We start from the raw sequence: 21,896 nt of genomic DNA on the forward strand, positions 1-21,896 counted from the left end.
CATCGACTCAAATCTCTATTTGCAACAGTGCCTTTTTGTTGACCGAGCTTCGGGTAAAAATACCGACCGACCGAAATTTCAGGAAATGTTGAACTATGTCCGGGAAGGGGACAGGGTGATTGTACATTCCATGGATCGTTTTGCTCGAAGCTTAAAAGATTTAGTCACTGAAGTAGATAAACTGGTCAAACGAGGAATTGCCATCCAGTTCGTAAAAGAAAATATTACTTTCACTGCTCAATCTACCCCGATGGATAATTTGATGCTGCAATTGATGGGCGCTTTTGCACAGTTCGAACGTGAGATCATTTTAGAGCGTCAAAAAGAAGGAATAAAACTGGCCTCTGCTCAAGGAAAGTACAAAGGGCGTGTACATAAATTGAAACCTGAACAGGCTGAAGCTTTAAGACAAGAATGGAAGGAAGGAAAGTACCCTTCAAAAATGGCATTAGGCCAGGCATTTGGAATTAGTCGCCAGGCGGTATACCGCTATTTAAAAGCAAGTGAGTAACTCAATTAAAATGGAAAATATTCGAAATTTTCTTGAAGATAATCAAGTCAAAATCTACTTCTGTACCATCTTTATCGGAGTTATTTTTGGATTAACCATCAGTGGAGCGACGATTTTAGAAAGTTTGATTAACCCTGCACTGGCATTAATGTTATTTGCTACTTTTTTACAAGTACCTATTGCAGAAATTGGCAAGGCATTAAAAAATTTACGTTTTATTTCTGCATTACTTATTACTAACCTTATTGCCTTACCTTTAATTACGGCAGGTCTAATACAATTTTTACCTGAAAACCCACTTATTCGTTTAGCTGTACTTTTTGTTCTACTAGCACCGTGTATTGATTATGTGATTACTTTCACCCATGTTGGGAAAGGTAATGCAAGATTATTACTTGCGATGACACCTGTATTATTGCTTATCCAAATGATCTTACTACCAATTTATCTTGGTGTACTCCTCGGAGAAGAGGTAGCTCAGCTTGTTGAAATTGGTCCTTTTGTCCATGCGTTTGTATGGTTCATTGTTGCACCCTTAGCAATGGCAGCTATAGTTCAGTTCATTGGGAATAGAAATGAACAAGCAGAAAAAGTGGCTGAAAGCCTAAACTTATTTCCTGTACCTGCCACAGCCCTAGTTTTGTTTATCGTCCTAGCATCAGTTATGCCTCAAATTGGGCTTGCAAAAAGTGCAGCTCTTCAAGCTTTACCAATTTATATTTCTTTTACCATTATTGCTCCATTCGTGGGTTGGATAATTGCTCGTATTTTTCGATTAGAATCTGGCTCTGCTAGTGCTGTGTCCTTTTCAGCATCATATAGAAATTCATTTGTTATTCTTCCATTAGCTTTTGCAATTCCGGGAAGTATGCCCATAATTCCTGCTGTAATCTTGACTCAGACTATCGTTGAACTATGCTTTTTACCAATCTATATTCGTCTGATACCTCGACTATTCAAAACCTAGAGATTTAAACATTTAAGTAGTTGTTATAGTTAGATAAAAGTATTCAGAAGCCCACGCTTACATCGAGTAATTTAATAAAGGGGGGGGAGCTAGCTCCCCCCCTCTTTTATTCATTTGCTAATTAAAACTTACTCGCAACTTGATATGTGATGAATGAAAAGATGTAGGCTAATGCAAACAAATAAGTTGCCATAACGACAGGCTGTTTCCAGCTACCTGTTTCTCGTCTAATTGTTGCTAACGTGGCAAGACAATGTGGAGCAAAAATAAACCATACCAATAATGATAAACCTGTGGCTAACCCCCATCCATCCGGGCCTGAAATTTGACTTAACAGACTTTGAGTTACTGTATCTTCATCACCTGACATCGCATAAATCACCCCAAGAGCAGCAATTACAACTTCCCTTGCTGCCATAGCAGGAATGAGTGCAATACATATTTCCCATGTAAACCCAATAGGCGCAAATATAGGATGAATTAAATGTCCTAACTGACCAGCTAAACTATAGTTAATGGCCGGCATGCTTGCATTATCTGGTGGTTGAGGGAACGTGACTAGCACCCATAACAAGATAGACAGTGCGACGATAATGCCACCAACTCGTTTTAAGAAAATAGTTGCCCTATCATATAAGCCTAATGCAATATTTCTAATATCTGGAATTCGGTATGTGGGAAGTTCAAAAATAAAAATACTTTCAGTTTTATCTTTTCGAACCAATTTCAGAAACACTGAAACTAATAACGCTGAGACTATTCCCGACATATAAAGACCAAAAAGGACTAATCCTTGCAGACTTAACCAGCCGTAGATTAATTGGTTCGGAATAAATGCCGCGATCAATAAAGCATATACTGGCAATCTTGCTGAACAGGTCATCAAGGGTGCAATCATAATTGTTGCTAATCGGTCCCGTTCAGAGCTGATACTTCTGGTTGCCATAATTCCGGGAATGGCACAAGCAAAACTGGATAGCAGAGGAATAAATGAACGGCCGCTAAGCCCGGCTTTAGACATTAATTTATCTAAAAGAAATGCTGCCCGGGGTAAATAGCCTGACTCTTCAAGCATTAAAATGAAGAAGAATAAAATCAAAATCTGAGGCATATATGCAAGCACGCTACCTGCACCAGCAATTACCCCATCCACAACCAAGCTTTTTAATAGAGGATGTTGGATTAGTGGTCCAATAAAATCACTGAGCCATGCGACAAAATTTTCAATGAATTCAATAAAAGGCGTTGCCCATATAAATACCGCCTGGAACATCACAAACATGGTTAAAGTTAAGATTACTAAACCCAATACAGGATGTAGAAAAATTTTATCTAGAAATGCGGTTCTTTTATCACCACTGTCATTATTTAAAATAACTTGTTTGGTGATTTGTTTGACCTGTTCAAAATGACTTAATTCAGAATGATAACACTAAATATAAAAAAATTGGAAGAATAATTTATTAAATTATTGTTTTTATGTGGTTATTGGTGATGTTATGAATAATAATAACTTTTTCTTGATGAATTTTACCTAAAAAAATTGATCAGATAATTTTCTTTAAATGTCACGCATACATAAATTTGACAGTTTGAAGGGATCGGTATGTGCATTTTTCACAAGGTTAAAGATCGACCATAAATGTGATAAACGGCAGAGGATCATTGAAAAATGAATGGATTTAAACACTACATGTATGCACGAAAAAGGGCACTGTTGCAAATAGGCTGACATGATAAGCTAAATATCTTATTTATTTCGAGATACAGCAGATGAATCCCTTCCACGGTCGGCACTTTCAAGGTGAAATCATTCTTTGGGCTGTTCGTTGGTATTGTAAATATGGCATCAGCTATCGTGAACTTCAGGAAATGCTCGCTGAACGTGGAGTGAATGTTGATCACACCACAATTTATCGCTGGGTTCAGCGTTATGCTCCAGAAATGGAAAAACGTTTACGTTGGTATTGGCGTAATCCTACAGATCGACATTTATGGCATCTGGATGAAACTTACGTAAAAGTGAATGGCAAATGGGCATATCTATACCGTGCAGTTGACCAACGTGGCCATACTCTTGATTTCTATCTTTCTGCTAGACGAAATACCCATTCAGCTTATTGTTTTCTTGGTAAGATTTTGAATCATGTCAAAAAATGGCAGATTCCACGAGTCATAAACACTGATAAGGCTCATACCTATGGCCGTGCTTTGTCGCGACTAAAACAGGAAGGAAAGTGTCCTGAAGACCTGGACCATCGACAGATTAAATACAAGAATAACGTGATTGAATGTGATCATGGCAAGCTCAAACGGATCATCAAGGCTACGTTGGGATTCAAGTCTATGAAAACGGCTTATGCCACAATTAAAGGAATTGAGGTTATGCGTGCTCTACGCAAAGGACAAGCTTCATTATTTTATAACGGTAATATTCTAGGAGAAGTTTGGCTAGTAAATAGAGTTTTCGGTCTCTAAGCTTTTTTGAAGGGAAAATCATTGACTCAGATCCCTATTTGCAACAGTGCCGTCAAAACTGCAAGTATGCAGTCTTGACCAGGCATCTAGGGGTCGTCTCAGAATTCGGAAAATAAAGCACGCTAAGGCGTAGTCACCCCGTGACTCCCCCGCGCCGATGCAGCGAGCTTCGTTCCGTCTTGCAGTGACGCAATCAGCGGGCAGGAAACGTTCCCTTTCCGCGCATGGCAGGCGCACACCAGTTCAGACAGCACGGCCTCCATGCGTGCCAAGTCGGCCATCTTCTCGCGCACATCCTTGAGCTTGTGCTCGGCCAGGCCGCTGGCTTCCTCGCAATGGGTGCCATCCTCCAGCCGCAGTAGCTCGGCGATTTCGTCCAGGCTAAAGCCCAGCCGCTGGGCCGATTTCACGAACCGCACTCGTGTTACATCCGCCTCGCCATAGCGGCGAATGCTGCCATAGGGCTTGTCTGGCTCCGGCAGCAGGCCCTTGCGCTGGTAGAACCGGATGGTCTCCACATTGACCCCGGCCGCCTTGGCAAAAACGCCAATGGTCAGATTCTCAAAATTAATTTGCATATCGCTTGACTCCGTACATAACTACGGAAGTAAGCTTAAGCTATCCAAACCAAATTTGAAAGGACAAGCGTATGTCTGAACCACAAAACGGGCGCGGCGCGCTCTTCGCCGGTGGGCTGGCCGCCATTCTTGCGTCGGCCTGCTGCCTGGGGCCGCTGGTTTTGATCGCCTTGGGGTTCAGCGGGGCATGGATCGGCAACCTGACGGTATTGGAGCCGTATCGGCCGATCTTCATCGGCGCGGCGCTGGTTGCACTGTTCTTTGCCTGGCGGCGCATCGTCCGACCGACCGCAGCCTGCAAGCCGGGCGAGGTGTGCGCGATTCCGCAAGTGCGCACCACCTACAAGCTCATTTTCTGGTTCGTCGCCGTGTTGGTCTTGGTCGCGCTTGGTTTTCCCTACGTCATGCCATTTTTCTACTAATCAGGAGTTCATCATGAAAAAGCTGTTTGCCTCCCTCGCTCTCGCCGCTTTCGTTGCCCCCGTGTTCGCCGCCACTCAGACCGTCACGCTGTCCGTGCCTGGCATGACCTGCGCCTCTTGCCCGATCACTGTCAAGCACGCGCTTTCCAAGGTTGAGGGCGTGAGCAAGACCGACGTAAGTTTCGACAAGCGCCAGGCCGTCGTCACCTTCGACGATGCCAAGACCAACGTCCAGAAGTTGACCAAGGCGACCGAGGACGCGGGCTATCCGTCCAGCCTCAAACGCTGATCCGTTAACCGAACTCGGGAGCGACACATGGGACTCATCACGCGCATCGCTGGCAAAACCGGCGCGCTCGGCAGCGTCGTTTCCGCGATGGGCTGCGCCGCCTGTTTTCCTGCCATCGCCAGCTTTGGCGCGGCCATCGGACTGGGCTTCTTGAGCCAGTACGAGGGGCTATTCATTGGCATCCTGCTGCCGATGTTCGCCGGCATCACGTTACTCGCCAATGCTATCGCTTGGCTCAATCATCGACAGTGGCGACGCACGGCGCTCGGCACGATAGGCCCGATCTTGGTGCTGGCAGCGGTGTTTTTAATGCGGGCTTACGGCTGGCAGAGCGGTGGACTGCTCTATGTCGGCCTGGCCTTGATGGTTGGGGTGTCGGTCTGGGATTTCATCTCGCCAGCACATCGCCGCTGCGGGCCGGACAGCTGTGAATTGCCAGAACAACGTGGCTGACGGCAACAGCCGTAGCCACCACAGAAAAGGAAAAATACATGACCACCCTGAAAATCACCGGGATGACCTGCGACTCGTGCGCGGCTCACGTCAAGGAAGCCTTGGAGAAAGTGCCCGGCGTGCAATCGGCGCTGGTGTCCTATCCGAAGGGCACAGCGCAACTCGCCATTGAGGCGGGCACGTCATCGGATGCGCTGACTACCGCCGTGGCCGGACTGGGCTACGAGGCAACGCTTGCCGATGCGCCACCGACGGACAACCGCGCCGGCCTGCTCGACAAGATGCGCGGCTGGATAGGGGCCGCTGATAAGCCCAGTGGCAACGAACGCCCGTTGCAGGTCGTCGTCATTGGTAGCGGTGGCGCGGCAATGGCGGCAGCACTGAAGGCCGTCGAGCAAGGCGCGCACGTCTCGCTGATCGAGCGCGGCACCATCGGCGGCACCTGCGTCAACGTCGGCTGCGTGCCGTCCAAGATCATGATTCGCGCCGCCCACATCGCCCATTTACGTCGGGAAAGTCCGTTCGACGGCGGTATCGCGGCGACTGTGCCTGCGATTGACCGCAGCAAACTACTGGCCCAGCAGCAGGCGCGCGTCGAAGAACTGCGCCATGCCAAGTACGAAGGCATTCTGGACGGCAACCCGGCCATCACCGTTGTACATGGTGAGGCGCGTTTCAAGGATGAGCAGAGCCTGGTCGTCCGTTTAAACGATGGTGGCGAGCGCGTGGTAGCTTTCGACCGCTGCTTAGTCGCCACGGGTGCCAGCCCGGCCGTGCCGCCGATTCCGGGCCTGAAAGAGTCACCCTACTGGACTTCGACCGAGGCCCTGGTCAGCGACACCCTTCCCGAACGCCTAGCCGTGATCGGCTCGTCGGTGGTCGCGCTGGAACTGGCGCAAGCCTTCGCCCGGCTGGGCAGCCAGGTCACGATCCTAGCTCGCAACACGCTGTTCTTCCGCGACGACCCGGCCATCGGCGAGGCCGTTACAGCCGCGTTCCGTGCCGAAGGGATCAAGGTATTGGAACACACGCAAGCCAGCCAGGTCGCGCATGTGGACGGCGAATTCGTGCTGACCACCGGGTACGGTGAAATACGCGCCGACCAGCTGCTGGTCGCCACTGGCAGGGCACCGAACACGCGCAGCCTGGCATTGGAAGCGGCGGGAGTCGCTGCCAATGCGCAGGGGGCCATCGTCATCGACAAGGGCATGCGCACCAGTACGCCACACATTTATGCGGCTGGCGACTGCACCGACCAGCCTCAGTTCGTCTATGTGGCGGCAGCGGCCGGCACCCGTGCTGCGATCAACATGACTGGCGGCGATGCGGCCCTGGACCTGACCGCAATGCCGGCCGTGGTATTCACCGACCCGCAGGTCGCCACCGTGGGCTACAGCGAGGCGGAAGCACATCACGACGGGATCGAGACCGACAGTCGCACCTTGACCTTGGACAACGTGCCGCGTGCGCTTGCCAACTTCGACACACGCGGCTTCATCAAGCTGGTCATCGAGGAAGGTAGCGGACGGCTCATCGGCGTGCAAGCGGTGGCCCCGGAAGCGGGTGAACTGATCCAGACGGCGGTGCTCGCCATTCGCAACCGTATGACCGTGCAGGAACTGGCCGACCAATTGTTCCCCTACCTGACCATGGTCGAAGGGCTGAAGCTCGCGGCGCAGACCTTCAGCAAGGACGTGAAGCAGCTTTCGTGCTGCGCCGGATGAGGAAAAGGAGGTGTTCAATGAGCGCCTACACAGTGTCCCGGCTGGCCCTTGATGCCGGGGTGAGCGTGCATATCGTGCGCGACTACCTGCTGCGCGGATTGCTACGGCCGGTCGCGTGCACCACGGGCGGCTACGGCTTGTTCGATGACACCGCGTTGCAACGGCTGCGCTTTGTGCGGGCTGCCTTCGAAGCGGGTATCGGCCTGGACGCACTGGCGCGGCTGTGCCGGGCGCTGGATGCTGCGGACGGTGACGGTGCGTCTGCGCAGCTTGCCGTGTTGCGGCAACTCGTCGAGCGTCGGCGCGAGGCCCTGGCCAGCCTCGAAATGCAACTGGCCGCCATGCCAACCGAACCGGCACAGCACGCGGAGAGTCTGCCATGAACAGCCCAGAGCACTTGCCGTCTGAGACGCACAAACCGATCACCGGCTACTTGTGGGGCGCGCTGGCCGTGCTCACCTGTCCCTGCCATTTGCCGATTCTCGCCATTGTGCTAGCCGGCACGACGGCCGGCGCGTTCATCGGGGAGCACTGGGGTATTGCAGCCCTCACGCTGACCGGCTTGTTTGTCCTGTCTGTGACGCGGCTGCTGCGGGCCTTCAAGGGAAGATCATGACCGCTTCCCAGCCAGCCGAGAGTGGGCAGCTTTGAGCTTCGCTACCAATCTGGAGGAGTACCACCATGAACGCAAACGCCCCGAACACTGCCAGTTGCACCACCTGCTGCGTATGCTGCAAAGAAATTCCGCTCGATGCCGCCTTCACCCCGGAAGGCGCGGAATACGTCGAACATTTCTGCGGGCTGGATTGCTATGAACGCTTCCAGGCACGCGCCAAGGCCGCGACAGAATCTGACATTGCGCCTGTCCCTGGCGGTTCGCAGCCGTCAGATTGAAGCATGGTCTATTAATACATTTATTATTAGATCACTCTGCTAAAAATTTTAGTTAGACCACCTAAGCAATTTAAGTTTAATAAGTTTAATAAGTTTAATAAGTTTAATAAGTTTAATAAGTTTAATAAGTTTAACTGCTATAAAGTGGTATTGTTCACTAGTACACTCATTTATGAAGGATTAAAGGTAACCATCCGATAAAGCACCCAACACATCCCTCGCTTCAGTAGCTTTGCAGTAAGTACTAAATTCAAATCCCGTATGTAGATATATTCGCCTTTTGGATGGAGAACAAGCTCTGCACCACCAAAGCCCACATTTATTACATTGCCTTACCCTGCAACGTTTAATCCATCCATTACAGCAATACTACCCGTTCACATTACTTTATCTCGGCTGATAATCAGCGTAGTAACTTTAGCCAATCTCGCTGCAATTTCCATGTCAGGAATTTGTCCACTTATTCCAATGATGATGAGAACTGCAGCATTGACTTAGATCGCCAGTGCTCAGTACTGGCCATCATGTAGCTTTTATCGCTTTAGCGCCTTAACTTATTTAAGTGGCGTAACTTGCATAACTTATGCATCCTATTTAAGTGATGTAAGTTATAGTATTCCGTGTCAGGAATCTGTCTACTTATCAGCGTCCGCGGAACTGCAGGATTTCTGCTTTGTTGTTCGCAACGAGGGCTAATTCTGGAGTTCCGTATAAGGCATAATCAATAACGACGCCTGATGCGAACATAGCGATTGGGCTGAAACGGAAGGTATCAGGAGCAATCGCTTTGGCAGAATTCCCCAAGGTGCTCACAATAAGATTCACATTGATGAAATCTGGCTTTCTACTCAGCCCATGGATATGCGAGCAGTTACTTATACTGCTCTTTCTCATGTCCTAAAAGCCTTTGACCATGTCAAATCGCAACATTGAGGTTATCTTGTTTTGGAATAAGCGTGGTCATTGTATGAAAGTGTTGATACATGATGGACTGGGTATTCAAAGCTCTACGGTTGAAACAAGCAACATTTCACTGGACTCAAACTCATCATAGTGAAACAATTACAAGCATTGATTCAGAGTTTCGCTTGATAAAGAATTTGACAATGTGCATCAAACATCATGACATCAATTCAGTCAGCCAAGCTGAATAGCCTAGATCCGTGTCTGTGCAGAAAAGGACGCCTTCATATAAAATAACTCAAATAGATAAATTACCACCACACTGCTAGAGCCTGAGCTGAATTTAAAAATATCTATAGGGTTCACCGGGGACTTACAGTAAATTTAACTTGGATAAAAAATATCCCCCTTAAAAAAGTGGGATATTTTTAATTTATTTATTTAATATTTCTTTTAATTCATCTGCACTATATGTCGATAAATTTTCTATAGCTGCTCGAACAATACTTGAACGATTTATTCTTGCATTTTGCCCTTTTACAACCAGCTCATCAATTAGTTTACTAATATCTTCATTGAGAGAAAAAGTGTAACGAATAAATTTTTTTTCACTTGATTCTAAAGCCTTTACCCTCTTTTCTGCACCAGATATAAATGCATCTAACATTTTATCTTGTTCAGTAGGTTCAGGTTTTTTGTTTAGCCCAGTTAAACCAGCCATAGTTATACTCCTAAAAACTCTCTTGCAATACTTTCAATTTCAGCTTTCGCTTTAGGATCACTATTTACTTCAAAAACCGAAAGCCCATTTTCATCTGCATCATCATAAACATTTCGATTTGTTGTGATTGAATTCAATGCATCAATACCAAATGATTTGCATGCCTCTTTTGCATCTAAAATTCTTTGAACTTGAGAAGGAAGAGTTGGACACTGAGTAATAATTGCTCTAGCTTTCAGATTTGGATTTACTGTCTTTGCTAATTTTAAAACTTGTTCCATATGATCTAAAGTTTTTAGATCTCTTCGTTTGGGTCTAAACGGCAATAACATATGTGTAGCTATAGTCATTGCTGAACGTAATGCTTCAGAATCCTGTCCACCTGCATCAATGATAATATCTTGGTATCTTTTATCTAAATCTTTTAAAACTGAACGTATATTCCCTGATGCTTGTACTGATGGAATATTATTTAATTCATCGTTTTCATCTCTTTCTTTGACCCAATCTGTTGTTGTTCCTTGAGGGTCAGCATCTAATAAGAGGACGTCTCTTTGACTTTGTTGTAAGTAAACTGCAAGATTTTGAGCTAAACAGCTTTTACCAGCACCGCCTTTTTCACCACCAACTAAGATAATCATAATTTATGTAAGTTACGTAAGTTTGTTTGTGTATAATTTAACGGTGATTTATGAAGTAATCAACTATCATGAAAAAAAAAATTAAAAAAAAGTTATCCACAAAAGAATGGTCTTTTTGAATTTATATATATTTATTTAAATTTATTATTTATATCTCTGCTCAAAGCTTGACTAGCAAAGGGATACAGGAAGTATATGTTGACAAATTCCTACCAATAAGTTGACTTTTTCCTGTTTCTGAGTTGACATATTCCTACCAATAAGTTGACTTTTTCCTGTTTCTAAGTTGACAAATTCTGTGCATAAGTTGACAAATTCTTTTATTAAAAATACTTTCATTTGTGGACGTTAAGTAGTATTGTCAATATATCTATTTATAACATTTTCCTTAATATATCTCCCTATGAGTAACATAGTATATAAAGATAATAATTTGGTTGAAGCATCGTATTCACTAAATCTATCTGAGCAAAGGCTAATATTAATTGCGATCATTGCTGCTCGAGAAATTGAGAAAGAACTTACTTCTGATACTATACTTACGATTCATGCTTCTGAATACATGAAACAGTTTAATTTAGGACGTCAAGCATCTTATGAAGCGTTACAATCTGCATGTGATAATCTTTTTGAACGGCATTTGAATTATAAAGCAGTAGATCCTATAACTGGAAAAATAGGAATATACAAAAGTAGGTGGGTTTCAAAAGTTGGTTATGTTAAGGAAGAGGGATGCGTCCAACTAATTTTTGCACCAGATATTATCCCCTTATTTGTAAAACTTGAAGAAAAGTTCACAAGATATGAACTTAAACAAATCTCACCACTTACAAGCATTTATGCTATTCGCCTGTATGAGTTACTCATACGTTGGAGATCAACTGGTAAGTTATATATTTCTATAGATGAGCTTAGATCAAAACTCGGATTGATAGAAGATGAATATAAAAAGATGGGAGACTTTAAAAAAAGGGTTCTTACCGTAGCTTTAAATCAAATTAACAAATTTACGGATATTACTGTTTCTTATATACAAAAAAAGGAGGGAAGAAATATTTCAGAATTACATTTCATGTTTGAAGAAAAAGAACAAAATAAAACGAGTACAAGTGCTCCTTTAGAGCCAACTTATAAATTGACAGCTAAGCAATGTATATTCTTTGCTAAAAAGCTATGTGATATTACTAACTATCCAAAATTTGGTAATGATTTCGCACATCGTGGAGAGACTCTAGAAGACTTTCAGGAAAGGATATCAAGTGATCTTCTTGATAGCGATAATGTTAGAAAGTATTTTTCTTATTTGTTAGAAGTTGGTTATGCTCCTAAATACAAGAAGTAACCCTTTAGTTAATTGTCACTTTAAACAAAAGACCACGCCCTCTCATACTAAGTTTTTAATTAAGATTGCTTTCATGTGATTTTAATATGAATTAGCATAAGTTACATAACTTATGCTGGTTAAGTAACCACCTATCCTGCCTTTATAATTTATTGCTGCAGTTCTCATCATCATTGGAATAAGTGGACAGATTCCTGACACGGAATACTATAACTGAGGTCACCTAAATAGGATGCATAAATTATGTAAGTTACGCCACTTAAATAAGTTAAGGCGCTAAAGCGATAAAAGCTACATGATGGCCAGTACTGAGCACTGGCGATCTAAGTCAATGCTGCAGTTCTCATCATCATTGGAATAAGTGGACAAATTCCTGACACGGAATACTATAACTGAGGTCACTTAAATGGGATGCATAAGTTATGTAAGTTACGCCACTTAAATAAGTTGATGTGCTAAAGCGATAAAAGTGGCACTGTTGGAAATATAGATTTAAGTCGATGATTTTTCCTTTAAAAAAAGTACTTAAAGACGGCTTTGTTGCACAAAGCTGTTTGTAAGGTCTGATTCAGCAATATAATTTCCGAATGAAGAAGCCAGCAACTAAAATCTACCGTACAACGAATTGGTCCGCATATAAACTCAGTGCGAGAAACTTTCAGAGCCAAGTGAATGAGATAACACTAAATATAAAAAAAATGGAAGAATAATTTACTAAGTTATTGTTTTTAAGTTGATCCTTGTTTTATATGGGGGTGATAATAACTTCTGATTACTAGTTTTTACCTTAAATATACCGATTGAAAGATTCATTTAAAGGCTATGAATACATGAGTTTTACAGTTTGGCTAGGTCAGCATGAGTACTTTTCACAAGATTTAAGATCGACCATGAACGTGATTAAGGGCACTGTTGCAAATAACCACGAATGGTAAGCTGAAGACTGTTTTAGCTAAAGGTGCAGCATATGAATCCTTTCCATGGTCGGCATTTTCAGGGCGAAATCATTCTTTGGGCTGTGCGCTGGTATTGTAAATATGGCATTAGCTATCGTGAACTGCAGGAAATGCTGGCCGAACGGGGTGTGAATGTTGATCACACGACTATTTACCGTTGGGTTCAACGTTATGCTCCTGAAATAGAAAAACGTTTACGCTGGTATTGGCGTAATCCTACAGATCTGAGCTCGTGGCATATTGATGAAACCTATGTAAAAGTGAATGGACGATGGTCTTATCTGTATCGTGCAGTCGATCAACGTGGCGATACCATTGATTTTTATCTTTCTTCTAGACGTAATACCAAATCAGCCTATAGTTTTCTAGGAAAGATCTTCAATACGGTGAAAAAATGGCAAATTCCACGGGTCATCAATACAGATAAAGCAGCGACCTATGGCCATGCTTTATCACGATTAAAGCGAGAAGGAAAATGTCCAGTAGATATTGAGCACAGGCAGATTAAGTATAAAAATAACGTGATTGAATGTGATCATGGCAAGCTAAAGCGGATCATCAGGGCCACATTAGGATTCAAATCTATGAAGACGGCTTATGCCACAATTAAAGGTATTGAAGTCATGCGTGCACTACGTAAAGGACAAGCATCGTCATTTTATTATGGTCAGCCTCAGGGTGAAGTGTGTCTAATCAACAGGGTTTTCGGTCTCTAAGTACTTTTTAAAGGGAACATCATCGACTCAAATCTCTATTTGCAACAGTGCCGTCCATTGCAACTCTTTTCATAGCTAATTTGAATATCAATATGCTTTTGTCTTCTGCGAATGGTTGAATAATCCAGAGCTGTCCAATCTAATCCGCAAAGTTTAATCAAGCTTTGGACAAAGCCAGCCACCATGCATACAGAAAGACGAAATAAGGATTTAATCATGAGATAGCACTGAATGGCTATGTCAGAATAAGTTTGATTTCGACCATGTTTTCCTTGTGACTGCGAATATCATTGAATCTTAGTATCAAACCAAATTGTAAAATTACCATGATTGATCAAAGCATGATTGTAGGATGACCAATTCGGTGTACGATAAATTTAGGTGTAGGCTATTGCTGTATAAGACCTTATCGGTAGGTTTGCGCAACAAGGCCTCAAAATCCCACCTTAAAATGCAAATAGCAAAAAAACTCTACCATTCGATTGATTTCATTTTAGAAGTAATGAAATTAGTATCTGTTTGTAATGATATTTTATAAAATTCAATATTAGATCTGCAGAGAAAAACTTATCAAACTAAGTATTGGCTAGTCTTTTTCTTCGAAAAACTTATCAAACGAAGTATTAAGTTAATCTTTTTCTTCAACTTCTTCCTTAAACTCAAACAAATCATTCATCGTACAGTTAAAGTACTTACACAACTTATCGGCGACTGGTAATTCAATACGTACAGCACGGTCATAATACATACTTGTGAGCGTGTTGCGATTGATACCTGTTGCATGCACCACTTCACTTAATTTTAAAATTTTTCTATCGCCCATGAGGCTAGATAACTTACAAGTAATCATATTTAAATTAATTTACAAAAAATAACTTGCTGTGGGTTATTTGAAGTTGTTGACTGAGTAATACTTTGCTAAAATTAACCTACAGCAGGTTATTACAACTTATAGAAAGTATATTTTATCCATTTCAACTAAATTATAACTTTTTAAATATAAGGATTGAACCTGCATTAGATTATTTTGTGGAGATGACCGCCGTGTTACCAAATGAGTTATTGATCAGCCAGCAAGCTCGTGACTTAGGAAATCAATTAATTAAAGAAATGAACATCAATAGAAGTTATGGAATGGCTAATTTTCTTGGAGTAAATACTTGCTATGATAATCATCAGGCTGTACTTATTTGGACATTTCAACTGCTTGAAAGGGAACCTGCCTTAAATGAATTAGCAGAAATTAAAAAATATTTTCTTTTAATCTTTCCAGATAGTGTTTATCAATTAGCCTAAGTTGTTTTTAAAATTAATTTATTAAATAAAAAGCACTAAATCAAAGAAAGCTTTATTTAAAAATACCTATTAATTCAAAAACATACCATTTACTGAATATATGAAGCATAGGTTCCTGCTCTATCACTCACTCGTACTAAAATTACATCGCTCTTTTTACTGATACTAAACAATTTATGTCCACGCCACGTTCTGCGGCTTCGAGGGCTAGTTTTTGTTGAACCACTGAGAACAAGGACAACAAACTGCCTACTATATTTTCCCGGAGAGTGGTGTAGGAACTTTTTCATTATTGCTAATCATATCAGCGACAACATCAGCAACGAGCTCCTCTATTCCTGAGAATGCTTTAGACTGATCCGCATCAAGCCAAGACAATGATGGAAACTCAGCACACAACCCAACATACTCATTATATTCTGCTGACCATGTAACACGGCAAGTATATTGTTTACTATCCATTTGAAACCCCATAATGTTTTAAGTCTATGTATAAAAGTACGATTTTCACTTAGCAGTACTTAAATAATCACCCCACCACTGCATCATTTCAGTCCGCTGGGCTAAATAGTCAGCGTGATTATAGCTGGCACGGGTACGGTTCTTATCAATATGTGAAAGTTGTGCCTCAATCCAGTTATCCTGGAACAAACCTGAGTCATTCAAAATGGTACTAAAAGTGGAACGTAGTCCATGAGAGGATAATTGATGTTTTCCATAGCCCATCTTACGTATAGCCATATTTAATGTATTAAAATGAATCGGTTGATTATGTTTCCGTGGGCTAGCAAAAATGTACTTTTCACCGTATGACCATTGCATGACGTCTTTTAAAATATCTAAAGCCTGATCTGAAAGTGGAACTAAGAAGTCGGGAATCTCATGGCCTAATATGACTTTTCGTCGAAACTGTTTAATATGCAAGGCAGGTATTTTCCAGATTTTTTCATTTAAATCAAAATGATGAGGCTCAGCCAATAACAATTCAGCCCCTCGCACGCCAGTATGTAATTTGAACAGCAGTGCTTTTTTAATAATCGGATGGGCATCCAATTTTAATAAATTTTTCTTAAAATCTGATATATCCTCCGCTTTCAAATACGGATAATTCTTCTTGATTTTACTGTTAATGGCGATTTTATTTAAACCATGCGCGATGTTGAATTCACAATAACCCATCGCTACAGCGTAGTCATAAATTTGGTTCAAATAACTACAAGCTTTCTTGACAGGTTCTTTTACTTGGCGTCCCTCTATTTTTTTGATTACTGAAACCAGGTCATAACGCTTGATGTTTTGAAAAGGTAAATCCTGAAGGTCTGGATAAATATCTTGCTGTAAACATCTTTCTGCTAACTGTAGTACACCGCAGCGGGGTGAATCATTAAATGCATTTTTCAGTTTGAACTGCAGCCACTCCTCCCCGACCTTACCAAAGGTGATGACATTAGAGACAGTATCATGCTCAAAACAATAATTATTGTCTTTAAAGTCATCTTTGACTTGTCGTGCCTTTTTCAGCGATAAATCAGGATAAAGCCCCAACTGAATGCGGCGACGTTTTTTTGTTTGTGGATCTGTATAGCGATAGCACCAAGATTTTCTTCCAGTCGGCTCAATCTTCAGGCTAAGTCCATCTTCATCGGATAAAAAACAAGTTTTTTCCTTGCAATGAGCTTGGCGAACTTTAATTTCAGTAAGACTCATGAAATTTAAATGAAACCTATCAGCGGATTGACGAGATCCATTATATCAAAATAGAAGAAAATATATATGATGCGTATGATACGCATCACATATTTTTATAAGTATTTGTTAAATAAAGTTTATATCTAGATTGGCTATTCCTTAGTGACCAATTAATTAACCATTGATTTCGCAAGTCTTAAATTAGCATTTGAAGTGCAACTCTATGTTATGACTATTCACAGTTCTGTTCCATGATTCATGGTTACTTATTACTTATGTTACTATGTCAGGGGCGATACAAGAATTAAGGTAACCTTATGAAAATAGCGAATACGAAATTACTAGCTGGTGCTTTTATGGCCCTAACTTTAACTATGCTTAGCCCAGCCGTACTTGCAAATGATAACAATGAAATACGAAAGACTGTTGTAGTTAAGTTTGCAAAAAAAGCTTACTCTGCAAATTATTACGGAAGGATAGAGGGATACAAGTATGATTCCTACAAATTTTATGCTAAAAAAGGGCAAAAGTTAAAAGTGAAGTTGACTGGAGGAAATGTTGAAGCTTACTTATGGGGTAATCAATTAAAAGACTCCATCAATATTGGAGAATATTCTCCAGAGCTTGATGATAATGGTATTTATATTTTACCTGCTTCAGGTGAGTATGAAATTAGAGTATTACAACCTAGATCACAGGCAAGAAAAGATAAAAAACCTCAATACTGGATGAGTATTAACATTAAATAAAGACTTGCTAGATTCTTTTAAGCTTTTATACGAGGGTTCAAAAACTATTGTCAGTTAAGCGGGGCGTGATTTTTACGCATATGTGTTTATGTTATTAAAATGATATAGATTACTTGTTTAATACCCCAAGGAATAATTTAATCTTGCTGTGCGTTAGTCACTTTTCTTTCAAAAGTTGATTATATCTTTCAACGTAACCGTCGTGATATTCAAGCCCTTTTGATAGGAATTTGAAGGGGAAGAATAGGCGAAACTTGTCTTAAATAATGGTAATTCCTTATCTTTAAAATAGAGAACGCCCGATGAAATTGATTAGGCGTTTACTTTAAATAAGTGTCAGCTTATTTTATAATCATATGTACTTGTCAATCATGATTCTTTTTCTCAATTGCGTTAAAAAAACAATTTTGCTATTTTTGACTTTTCACACCATTTTGTTCAATTTGTACTGCGACTTGCCAGCTAGGTAGTTGGCTTAAACCTGCTACATAACGTTGGATATGGGGATAATTTTCACCTTGTCCCATATGATAAACTAAAGCATGTAGTCCAAAGCCCATCATAAAGTCAGCACCAGTTAAACGGTCTGCCACTAGAAATTCTTTATCTTTTAAATATTCATTTAAATGGCCAAATACCTTATCGAACTCAACTTGAGTATAATTTTCTAGAAATACCAACTTCGTGCCTTGCTTGGTTTCTATCGCATTAAACGTTTTTAACAAAAATGGCAGCATGGCAGAGCTTTCTGAGAAATGAATCCACTGTAGATAATCGACATAGGTAGGTTCATCCATATCTGGTGCTAAATGCGGCGCAAGTTTCTGAATTAATAACTCAACGATTGCGCCTGACTCTGCAATAACTTTGCCATCCCATTCCAATACTGGAGATTTCCCTAAAGGATGGATGGTTTTTAAAGATTCAGGGGCCAAATGCGTGCTTGAGTCACGATAATAGCGTTTCAGCTCATAGGGCTGCTTGATTTCTTCAAGTAACCACAAAATGCGAAAAGAACGTGATTGATCTAAATGATGTAGTGTAATCATGATAATTCCTATTTTTTTAAATTTTTACAACCACTTTGCCAAAGTTTTCGCCTTTTAACATACCATTGAAAGCATTGATCGTGTTATCTAAACCTTGCACCATATGCTCTTTATATTTGATTTTTCCGTCTTTCAACCAGTCAGACATTTGCTGATTGAATTCCGGATACTGACTGCCATAATCATCAAAAATAATAAAGCCTTGCATGCGAATACGCTTTTTTAAAAGGGTGGAAATAAAGCCCGGTAAACGGTCTGGCCCTTGTGCTTGCTCGGTAGCGTTATACTGGGAAACCACACCACACACCGGTACACGTGCCGCAGAGTTAAGCAATGGCCATACTGCATCAAACACTTTACCCCCTACATTCTCATAATAAATATCAATACCGTTGGGAACTGCTTGTTGTAATTGTTCTGCAAAATTTTCATCATGATGATTGATACAAGCATCGAAGCCGAGTTCTTCTACTGCATAACGGCATTTTTCAGCCCCACCTGCGACGCCAACCACGCGACAACCTTTAATTTTGCCAATCTGTCCAACCGTAGCACCCACAGGTCCCGTTGCAGCTGCAACGACTAAAGTTTCACCGGCTTTAGGCTGACCAATGTCCAACAACCCCATATAAGCAGTAAATCCTGGCATTCCCAAAATACCCAATGCCCAAGATGGATGTTCAGGTTGCATACCTAAGCTTTGACAGGCAGACCCATTAGAAATTGCGTAGCCCTGCCAGCCATTTCCGGAAAGAACCCACTCGCCTTCTTTGAATTTTGGGTTTTTAGAGGCCACCACTTGACTGACTGTTCCACCGACCATCACTTCGCCAATTTCAACCGGTGCTGCATATGAAGGAGCATCACTCATGCGACCACGCATATAAGGATCGAGTGACAAGTAAATGGTTTTTAACAATATCTCGCCTTGTTTAAGTTCATTGAGTTCAACTTGCTCAATACGAAAATCGCTGTGTTTTGGCTCACCCACTGGCCGTTTAGCTAAAACGATGCGTTGATTAATAACTGTTTTCACACATATAACTCCATGTTTTATTTGGAAGTATTTCTCTTCACAATCAAAAATTATGATTAAAATTTCTTTACATCCATTGTAGATGAGTTATAATAAAAAACAATACGACTGGTCTATTTTTTATAATAGAGTAAATAATTAATATGAAGCCTAATACTATTAAAAAGTCTGAAGCGAAGCGTTTACACATTCTTAACACCAGTTCAGACCTGATTTTGCATAAAGGTTTTACTGGTGTAGGATTACAGGAAATTTTACAGAGCTGTGAGATCCCCAAAGGCTCGTTTTATCATTATTTCCAATCCAAGGAAGCTTTCGGATGTGAATTGGTACAGCATTATGTGGATAATTACCAAGTCCGTTTAAATGATGTATGGCGTAGCGATAAATCTCCTTATCAAAAGCTGATTGAGTATTTTAATTTATGGATAGAAGATCCTGAAACACAGTGTGGTTGGGCGGATAGTTGTTTAATTGTGAAACTTGCCGCAGAAGTTGCCGATCTATCTGAAGATATGCGCTCCATTATGTCCGCTGGCGTGGATGATGTAATCGAGCGTATTGCTGGTTTAATTGATTTGGGAAAACAGGATCAGTCTATCCAAGCAGATACTGAGGCCTCGACTTTGGCACAAGTACTTTACCAAATGTGGTTAGGTGCAGCATTATTGAGTAAGTTGCAAAAAGATAAAACACTATTACATCAAGCTCTGAGAGCAACTAAATTTCTATTAAAAAGTGAAGTTTCGCAAAAATTAGATTAAATATCAATTACATAATTAATGACAGCAGCCCAATGATTACTTATTATGTGTTGCTATTAGATCAATTTACAATCCATGAGTATAGCGCACAATGAATTCTCCTTCTAAAGCCCTCATGACTCGTATTTTAGTCGGATATTTAGGCTTATATCCCACACTATTACTGGTACTCACTTTATTAAAGCCAATTACTCAGCATCAAAGTTTCCCGATGATGGTGTTGATTGAAGTCATAGTATTAGTGCCAGTAACGCAACTGATTTCTTTCCCACTGGCAGGTTGGCTCATTACACGGCTAAAAAATTTTAAGAATTTGTTTTAAGAAGAAATTGTGCTGGCAACAGCAATCCTAAGTCGTTATTTTGCCAACCACAAAGGTTGGCAAAATAACTCATTAAGTCAATATTAATCTGCGTAAGCTGGATAATCAATATAGCCTTTTTCCGTCCCACCATACATAGTGCTTGCATCTACTGCATTCAATGGCCAGCCATTGGCGATACGATCGGGTAAATCTGGATTCGCAATAAATGGGCGTCCAAATGCAATTAAATCGGCCAGACCTGCCTCTAAAATTCGAGTCCCTCTTTCTGCCGTATATCGACCTGCATAAATAATCCGACCACTGAAAGTGTCTCTGACATCTTTACGAAAATCATGAGGAAGTTCTGGTGCATTATCCCAATCAGCTTCTGCAATAGATAAATAGGCAATCCCAACTTCTTCAAGTATCTTTATTGCCTCAATATAAGTGACATGTGGATCATCTTCAACTAACCCCATGTAAACACGATCTTCCTCTGTACTTTCAAATAACGGGGCAAAACGCACTCCTAAACGATCTGCACCAACCACCTCAGCAACTGCCTCTACTACTTCACGTAAAAAACGCAAACGATTGTTTAGTGATCCACCATATTCATCTTCACGATGGTTACTATGTGCAGAGATAAATTGGTTCACCAAATAACCATTTGCACAATGAATTTCAACTCCATCAAAACCAGCAGCCAAGGCATTACGCGCTGCTTGAGCATAGAGTTGCACTAATTCTTTTACTTCTGCATTGCTTAAAGCACGTGGCATTGAAGGATCAGCCAAGGCCCCCGCATTGGGCCCGGTCTCAATAAAGACTTTAACATTACTATCAGCCCTAATAGCCGAAGGCGCGACCGGTGATGCATGATCGGGTTGCAAAGATGTATGTGAAACACGCCCAACATGCCAAAGTTGTGCAAAAATAATGCCTCCTTTAGCATGCACTGCTTCCGTCACTTTACACCATCCAGCAATCTGTTCAGGGCTGTAAATACCGGGAGTCCAAGCATAGCCTTGACCACGTGGCTCGATTTGCGTACCTTCGGTGACCATAAATCCTGCCCCGGCACGCTGTTGATAATAGGTTGCCATCAGTTCATTTGGAATATTCCCTGGCTGAGTACTGCGCGACCGCGTTAATGGTGGCAATACAATACGGTTTTGCAAAACATAAGGGCCTAAGCTTAAGTTTTGAAAAAGTTTGCTGGCTTTCATTTCATTGTATCCAAGTCATCATGGCTTAATTGATCTAAATTAAAAAATAACCTTCCTTCCTGTATATAGAAAAATAAAGAAAGGAAAGCTATTCGCTCAGGCCCTTCACCATTAAGTGAGGGTTATTTTGCTTATTGCGCCAGTTGCTCAGAGTCAGAAGTTTATTCGCTGCTAAGCACCACAAC

At 41.8% G+C, this 21,896-nt stretch carries 25 protein-coding genes and 3 pseudogenes; 16 read left to right on the forward strand and 12 right to left on the reverse strand.

Going from position 1 to position 21,896, the window contains the following annotated elements:
• Positions 1-31: 31 nt before the first annotated feature.
• Positions 32-511, forward strand: a pseudogene (locus F909_RS19935) (recombinase family protein); the annotation flags it as partial.
• Positions 512-521: 10 nt separating this feature from the next.
• On the forward strand, positions 522-1,478 hold the full coding sequence (locus F909_RS19930; protein ID WP_005144682.1) for an arsenic resistance protein: 957 nt from the start codon (positions 522-524) through the stop codon (positions 1,476-1,478).
• Between the two features lie 121 nt (positions 1,479-1,599).
• Here F909_RS19930 and feoB read toward each other — a convergent pair.
• Positions 1,600-2,907, reverse strand: a pseudogene (gene feoB, locus F909_RS19925) (ferrous iron transporter B); the annotation flags it as partial.
• Between the two features lie 344 nt (positions 2,908-3,251).
• On the opposite strand from feoB, the gene F909_RS19920 reads away from it, so the two are divergent.
• The gene (locus tag F909_RS19920; protein ID WP_001067793.1) at positions 3,252-3,956 is read left to right on the forward strand and encodes an IS6-like element IS1007 family transposase; all 705 of its coding nucleotides are present in this window, start codon (positions 3,252-3,254) and stop codon (positions 3,954-3,956) included.
• A 122-nt stretch (positions 3,957-4,078) separates the two neighbouring features.
• Here the strand turns inward: F909_RS19920 and merR are convergent, their stop codons facing one another.
• On the reverse strand, positions 4,079-4,534 hold the full coding sequence (gene merR / locus F909_RS19915) for an Hg(II)-responsive transcriptional regulator (protein ID WP_001166628.1): 456 nt from the start codon (positions 4,532-4,534) through the stop codon (positions 4,079-4,081).
• Between the two features lie 71 nt (positions 4,535-4,605).
• Between merR and merT the strand changes: the two genes are divergently transcribed.
• The 7 genes from merT (at position 4,606) to F909_RS19885 (ending at position 8,316) form a co-directional block, all read left to right on the forward strand.
• The gene (gene merT, locus F909_RS19910) at positions 4,606-4,956 is read left to right on the forward strand and encodes a mercuric ion transporter MerT (protein WP_001294659.1); all 351 of its coding nucleotides are present in this window, start codon (positions 4,606-4,608) and stop codon (positions 4,954-4,956) included.
• A gap of 13 nt (positions 4,957-4,969) precedes the next feature.
• Entirely contained in the window at positions 4,970-5,245 is a 276-nt protein-coding gene (gene merP / locus F909_RS20600) for a mercury resistance system periplasmic binding protein MerP (protein WP_004178136.1), read from the forward strand.
• A gap of 27 nt (positions 5,246-5,272) precedes the next feature.
• Positions 5,273-5,698 (forward strand): organomercurial transporter MerC, encoded by a 426-nt coding sequence (gene merC, locus F909_RS19905; RefSeq protein WP_000522997.1) that lies wholly within the window; start codon positions 5,273-5,275, stop codon positions 5,696-5,698.
• A 38-nt stretch (positions 5,699-5,736) separates the two neighbouring features.
• Entirely contained in the window at positions 5,737-7,422 is a 1,686-nt protein-coding gene (gene merA / locus F909_RS19900) for a mercury(II) reductase (protein WP_004644736.1), read from the forward strand.
• Positions 7,423-7,439: 17 nt separating this feature from the next.
• Positions 7,440-7,805 (forward strand): mercury resistance co-regulator MerD, encoded by a 366-nt coding sequence (merD, locus tag F909_RS19895; protein WP_001277463.1) that lies wholly within the window; start codon positions 7,440-7,442, stop codon positions 7,803-7,805.
• On the forward strand, positions 7,802-8,038 hold the full coding sequence (gene merE / locus F909_RS19890; protein ID WP_001087807.1) for a broad-spectrum mercury transporter MerE: 237 nt from the start codon (positions 7,802-7,804) through the stop codon (positions 8,036-8,038). The genes merD and merE overlap by 4 nt, the downstream gene beginning before the upstream one ends.
• Before the next feature lie 65 nt (positions 8,039-8,103).
• Entirely contained in the window at positions 8,104-8,316 is a 213-nt protein-coding gene (locus F909_RS19885) for a DUF3330 domain-containing protein (protein WP_000993245.1), read from the forward strand.
• 642 nt (positions 8,317-8,958) lie between these two features.
• Here the strand turns inward: F909_RS19885 and F909_RS19880 are convergent.
• The 3 genes from F909_RS19880 to F909_RS19870 all read right to left on the reverse strand — a co-directional run bounded on the left by F909_RS19880 (position 8,959) and on the right by F909_RS19870 (position 10,581).
• Positions 8,959-9,210 (reverse strand): hypothetical protein, encoded by a 252-nt coding sequence (locus F909_RS19880; protein WP_001232338.1) that lies wholly within the window; start codon positions 9,208-9,210, stop codon positions 8,959-8,961.
• Positions 9,211-9,652: 442 nt separating this feature from the next.
• Positions 9,653-9,940, reverse strand: coding sequence for a hypothetical protein (locus F909_RS19875; protein ID WP_000908082.1), 288 nt, complete (start codon positions 9,938-9,940; stop codon positions 9,653-9,655).
• Between the two features lie 2 nt (positions 9,941-9,942).
• On the reverse strand, positions 9,943-10,581 hold the full coding sequence (locus F909_RS19870; protein ID WP_000585007.1) for an AAA family ATPase: 639 nt from the start codon (positions 10,579-10,581) through the stop codon (positions 9,943-9,945).
• A 403-nt stretch (positions 10,582-10,984) separates the two neighbouring features.
• Between F909_RS19870 and repM the strand changes: the two genes are divergently transcribed.
• Together repM and F909_RS19860 are read left to right on the forward strand one after the other, a co-directional pair.
• The gene (gene repM / locus F909_RS19865) at positions 10,985-11,923 is read left to right on the forward strand and encodes a replication initiation protein RepM (RefSeq protein ID WP_002046604.1); all 939 of its coding nucleotides are present in this window, start codon (positions 10,985-10,987) and stop codon (positions 11,921-11,923) included.
• Between the two features lie 967 nt (positions 11,924-12,890).
• Positions 12,891-13,595: an IS6 family transposase gene (locus F909_RS19860; protein ID WP_005144680.1), complete on the forward strand. Its 705-nt coding sequence runs from the start codon at positions 12,891-12,893 to the stop codon at positions 13,593-13,595.
• A 47-nt stretch (positions 13,596-13,642) separates the two neighbouring features.
• Here the strand turns inward: F909_RS19860 and F909_RS20610 are convergent.
• Both F909_RS20610 and F909_RS19855 read right to left on the reverse strand, forming a co-directional pair.
• A pseudogene (locus F909_RS20610) lies at positions 13,643-13,972 on the reverse strand (transposase); the annotation flags it as partial.
• 251 nt (positions 13,973-14,223) lie between these two features.
• Positions 14,224-14,445, reverse strand: coding sequence for a helix-turn-helix domain-containing protein (locus tag F909_RS19855; protein WP_004658364.1), 222 nt, complete (start codon positions 14,443-14,445; stop codon positions 14,224-14,226).
• A 194-nt stretch (positions 14,446-14,639) separates the two neighbouring features.
• Between F909_RS19855 and F909_RS19850 the strand changes: the two genes are divergently transcribed.
• Positions 14,640-14,891, forward strand: a complete 252-nt coding sequence (locus tag F909_RS19850) for a hypothetical protein (RefSeq protein ID WP_004658363.1) — start codon at positions 14,640-14,642, stop codon at positions 14,889-14,891.
• A 252-nt stretch (positions 14,892-15,143) separates the two neighbouring features.
• On the opposite strand, the gene F909_RS19845 is transcribed toward F909_RS19850, so the two are convergent.
• Together F909_RS19845 and F909_RS19840 are read right to left on the reverse strand one after the other, a co-directional pair.
• Positions 15,144-15,365: a hypothetical protein gene (locus tag F909_RS19845; protein ID WP_001986288.1), complete on the reverse strand. Its 222-nt coding sequence runs from the start codon at positions 15,363-15,365 to the stop codon at positions 15,144-15,146.
• Between the two features lie 33 nt (positions 15,366-15,398).
• Positions 15,399-16,598 carry a tyrosine-type recombinase/integrase gene (locus F909_RS19840; RefSeq protein WP_005144684.1) on the reverse strand — a complete coding sequence of 400 codons (1,200 nt, stop codon included), beginning with the start codon at positions 16,596-16,598 and terminating at the stop codon, positions 15,399-15,401.
• A 299-nt stretch (positions 16,599-16,897) separates the two neighbouring features.
• On the opposite strand from F909_RS19840, the gene F909_RS19835 reads away from it, so the two are divergent.
• Positions 16,898-17,329, forward strand: a complete 432-nt coding sequence (locus F909_RS19835) for a PPC domain-containing protein (RefSeq protein ID WP_005144686.1) — start codon at positions 16,898-16,900, stop codon at positions 17,327-17,329.
• A gap of 410 nt (positions 17,330-17,739) precedes the next feature.
• Here the strand turns inward: F909_RS19835 and F909_RS19830 are convergent, their stop codons facing one another.
• Positions 17,740-18,378 (reverse strand): glutathione S-transferase family protein, encoded by a 639-nt coding sequence (locus F909_RS19830; protein ID WP_005071523.1) that lies wholly within the window; start codon positions 18,376-18,378, stop codon positions 17,740-17,742.
• 16 nt (positions 18,379-18,394) lie between these two features.
• Positions 18,395-19,414, reverse strand: a complete 1,020-nt coding sequence (locus F909_RS19825) for an NADP-dependent oxidoreductase (RefSeq protein ID WP_005144689.1) — start codon at positions 19,412-19,414, stop codon at positions 18,395-18,397.
• A 143-nt stretch (positions 19,415-19,557) separates the two neighbouring features.
• Here F909_RS19825 and F909_RS19820 point away from each other — a divergent pair, with 143 nt between their 5' ends.
• Positions 19,558-20,178, forward strand: coding sequence for a TetR/AcrR family transcriptional regulator (locus tag F909_RS19820; protein ID WP_005144691.1), 621 nt, complete (start codon positions 19,558-19,560; stop codon positions 20,176-20,178).
• Between the two features lie 91 nt (positions 20,179-20,269).
• The gene (locus tag F909_RS19815) at positions 20,270-20,500 is read left to right on the forward strand and encodes a hypothetical protein (protein WP_005144694.1); all 231 of its coding nucleotides are present in this window, start codon (positions 20,270-20,272) and stop codon (positions 20,498-20,500) included.
• Between the two features lie 83 nt (positions 20,501-20,583).
• Here the strand turns inward: F909_RS19815 and F909_RS19810 are convergent, their stop codons facing one another.
• Entirely contained in the window at positions 20,584-21,711 is a 1,128-nt protein-coding gene (locus F909_RS19810; protein WP_005071529.1) for an alkene reductase, read from the reverse strand.
• Positions 21,712-21,896 lie beyond the last annotated feature (185 nt).

The sequence above is a fragment of the Acinetobacter sp. ANC 3929 genome (assembly GCF_000369405.1).
Classification (GTDB): domain Bacteria; phylum Pseudomonadota; class Gammaproteobacteria; order Pseudomonadales; family Moraxellaceae; genus Acinetobacter.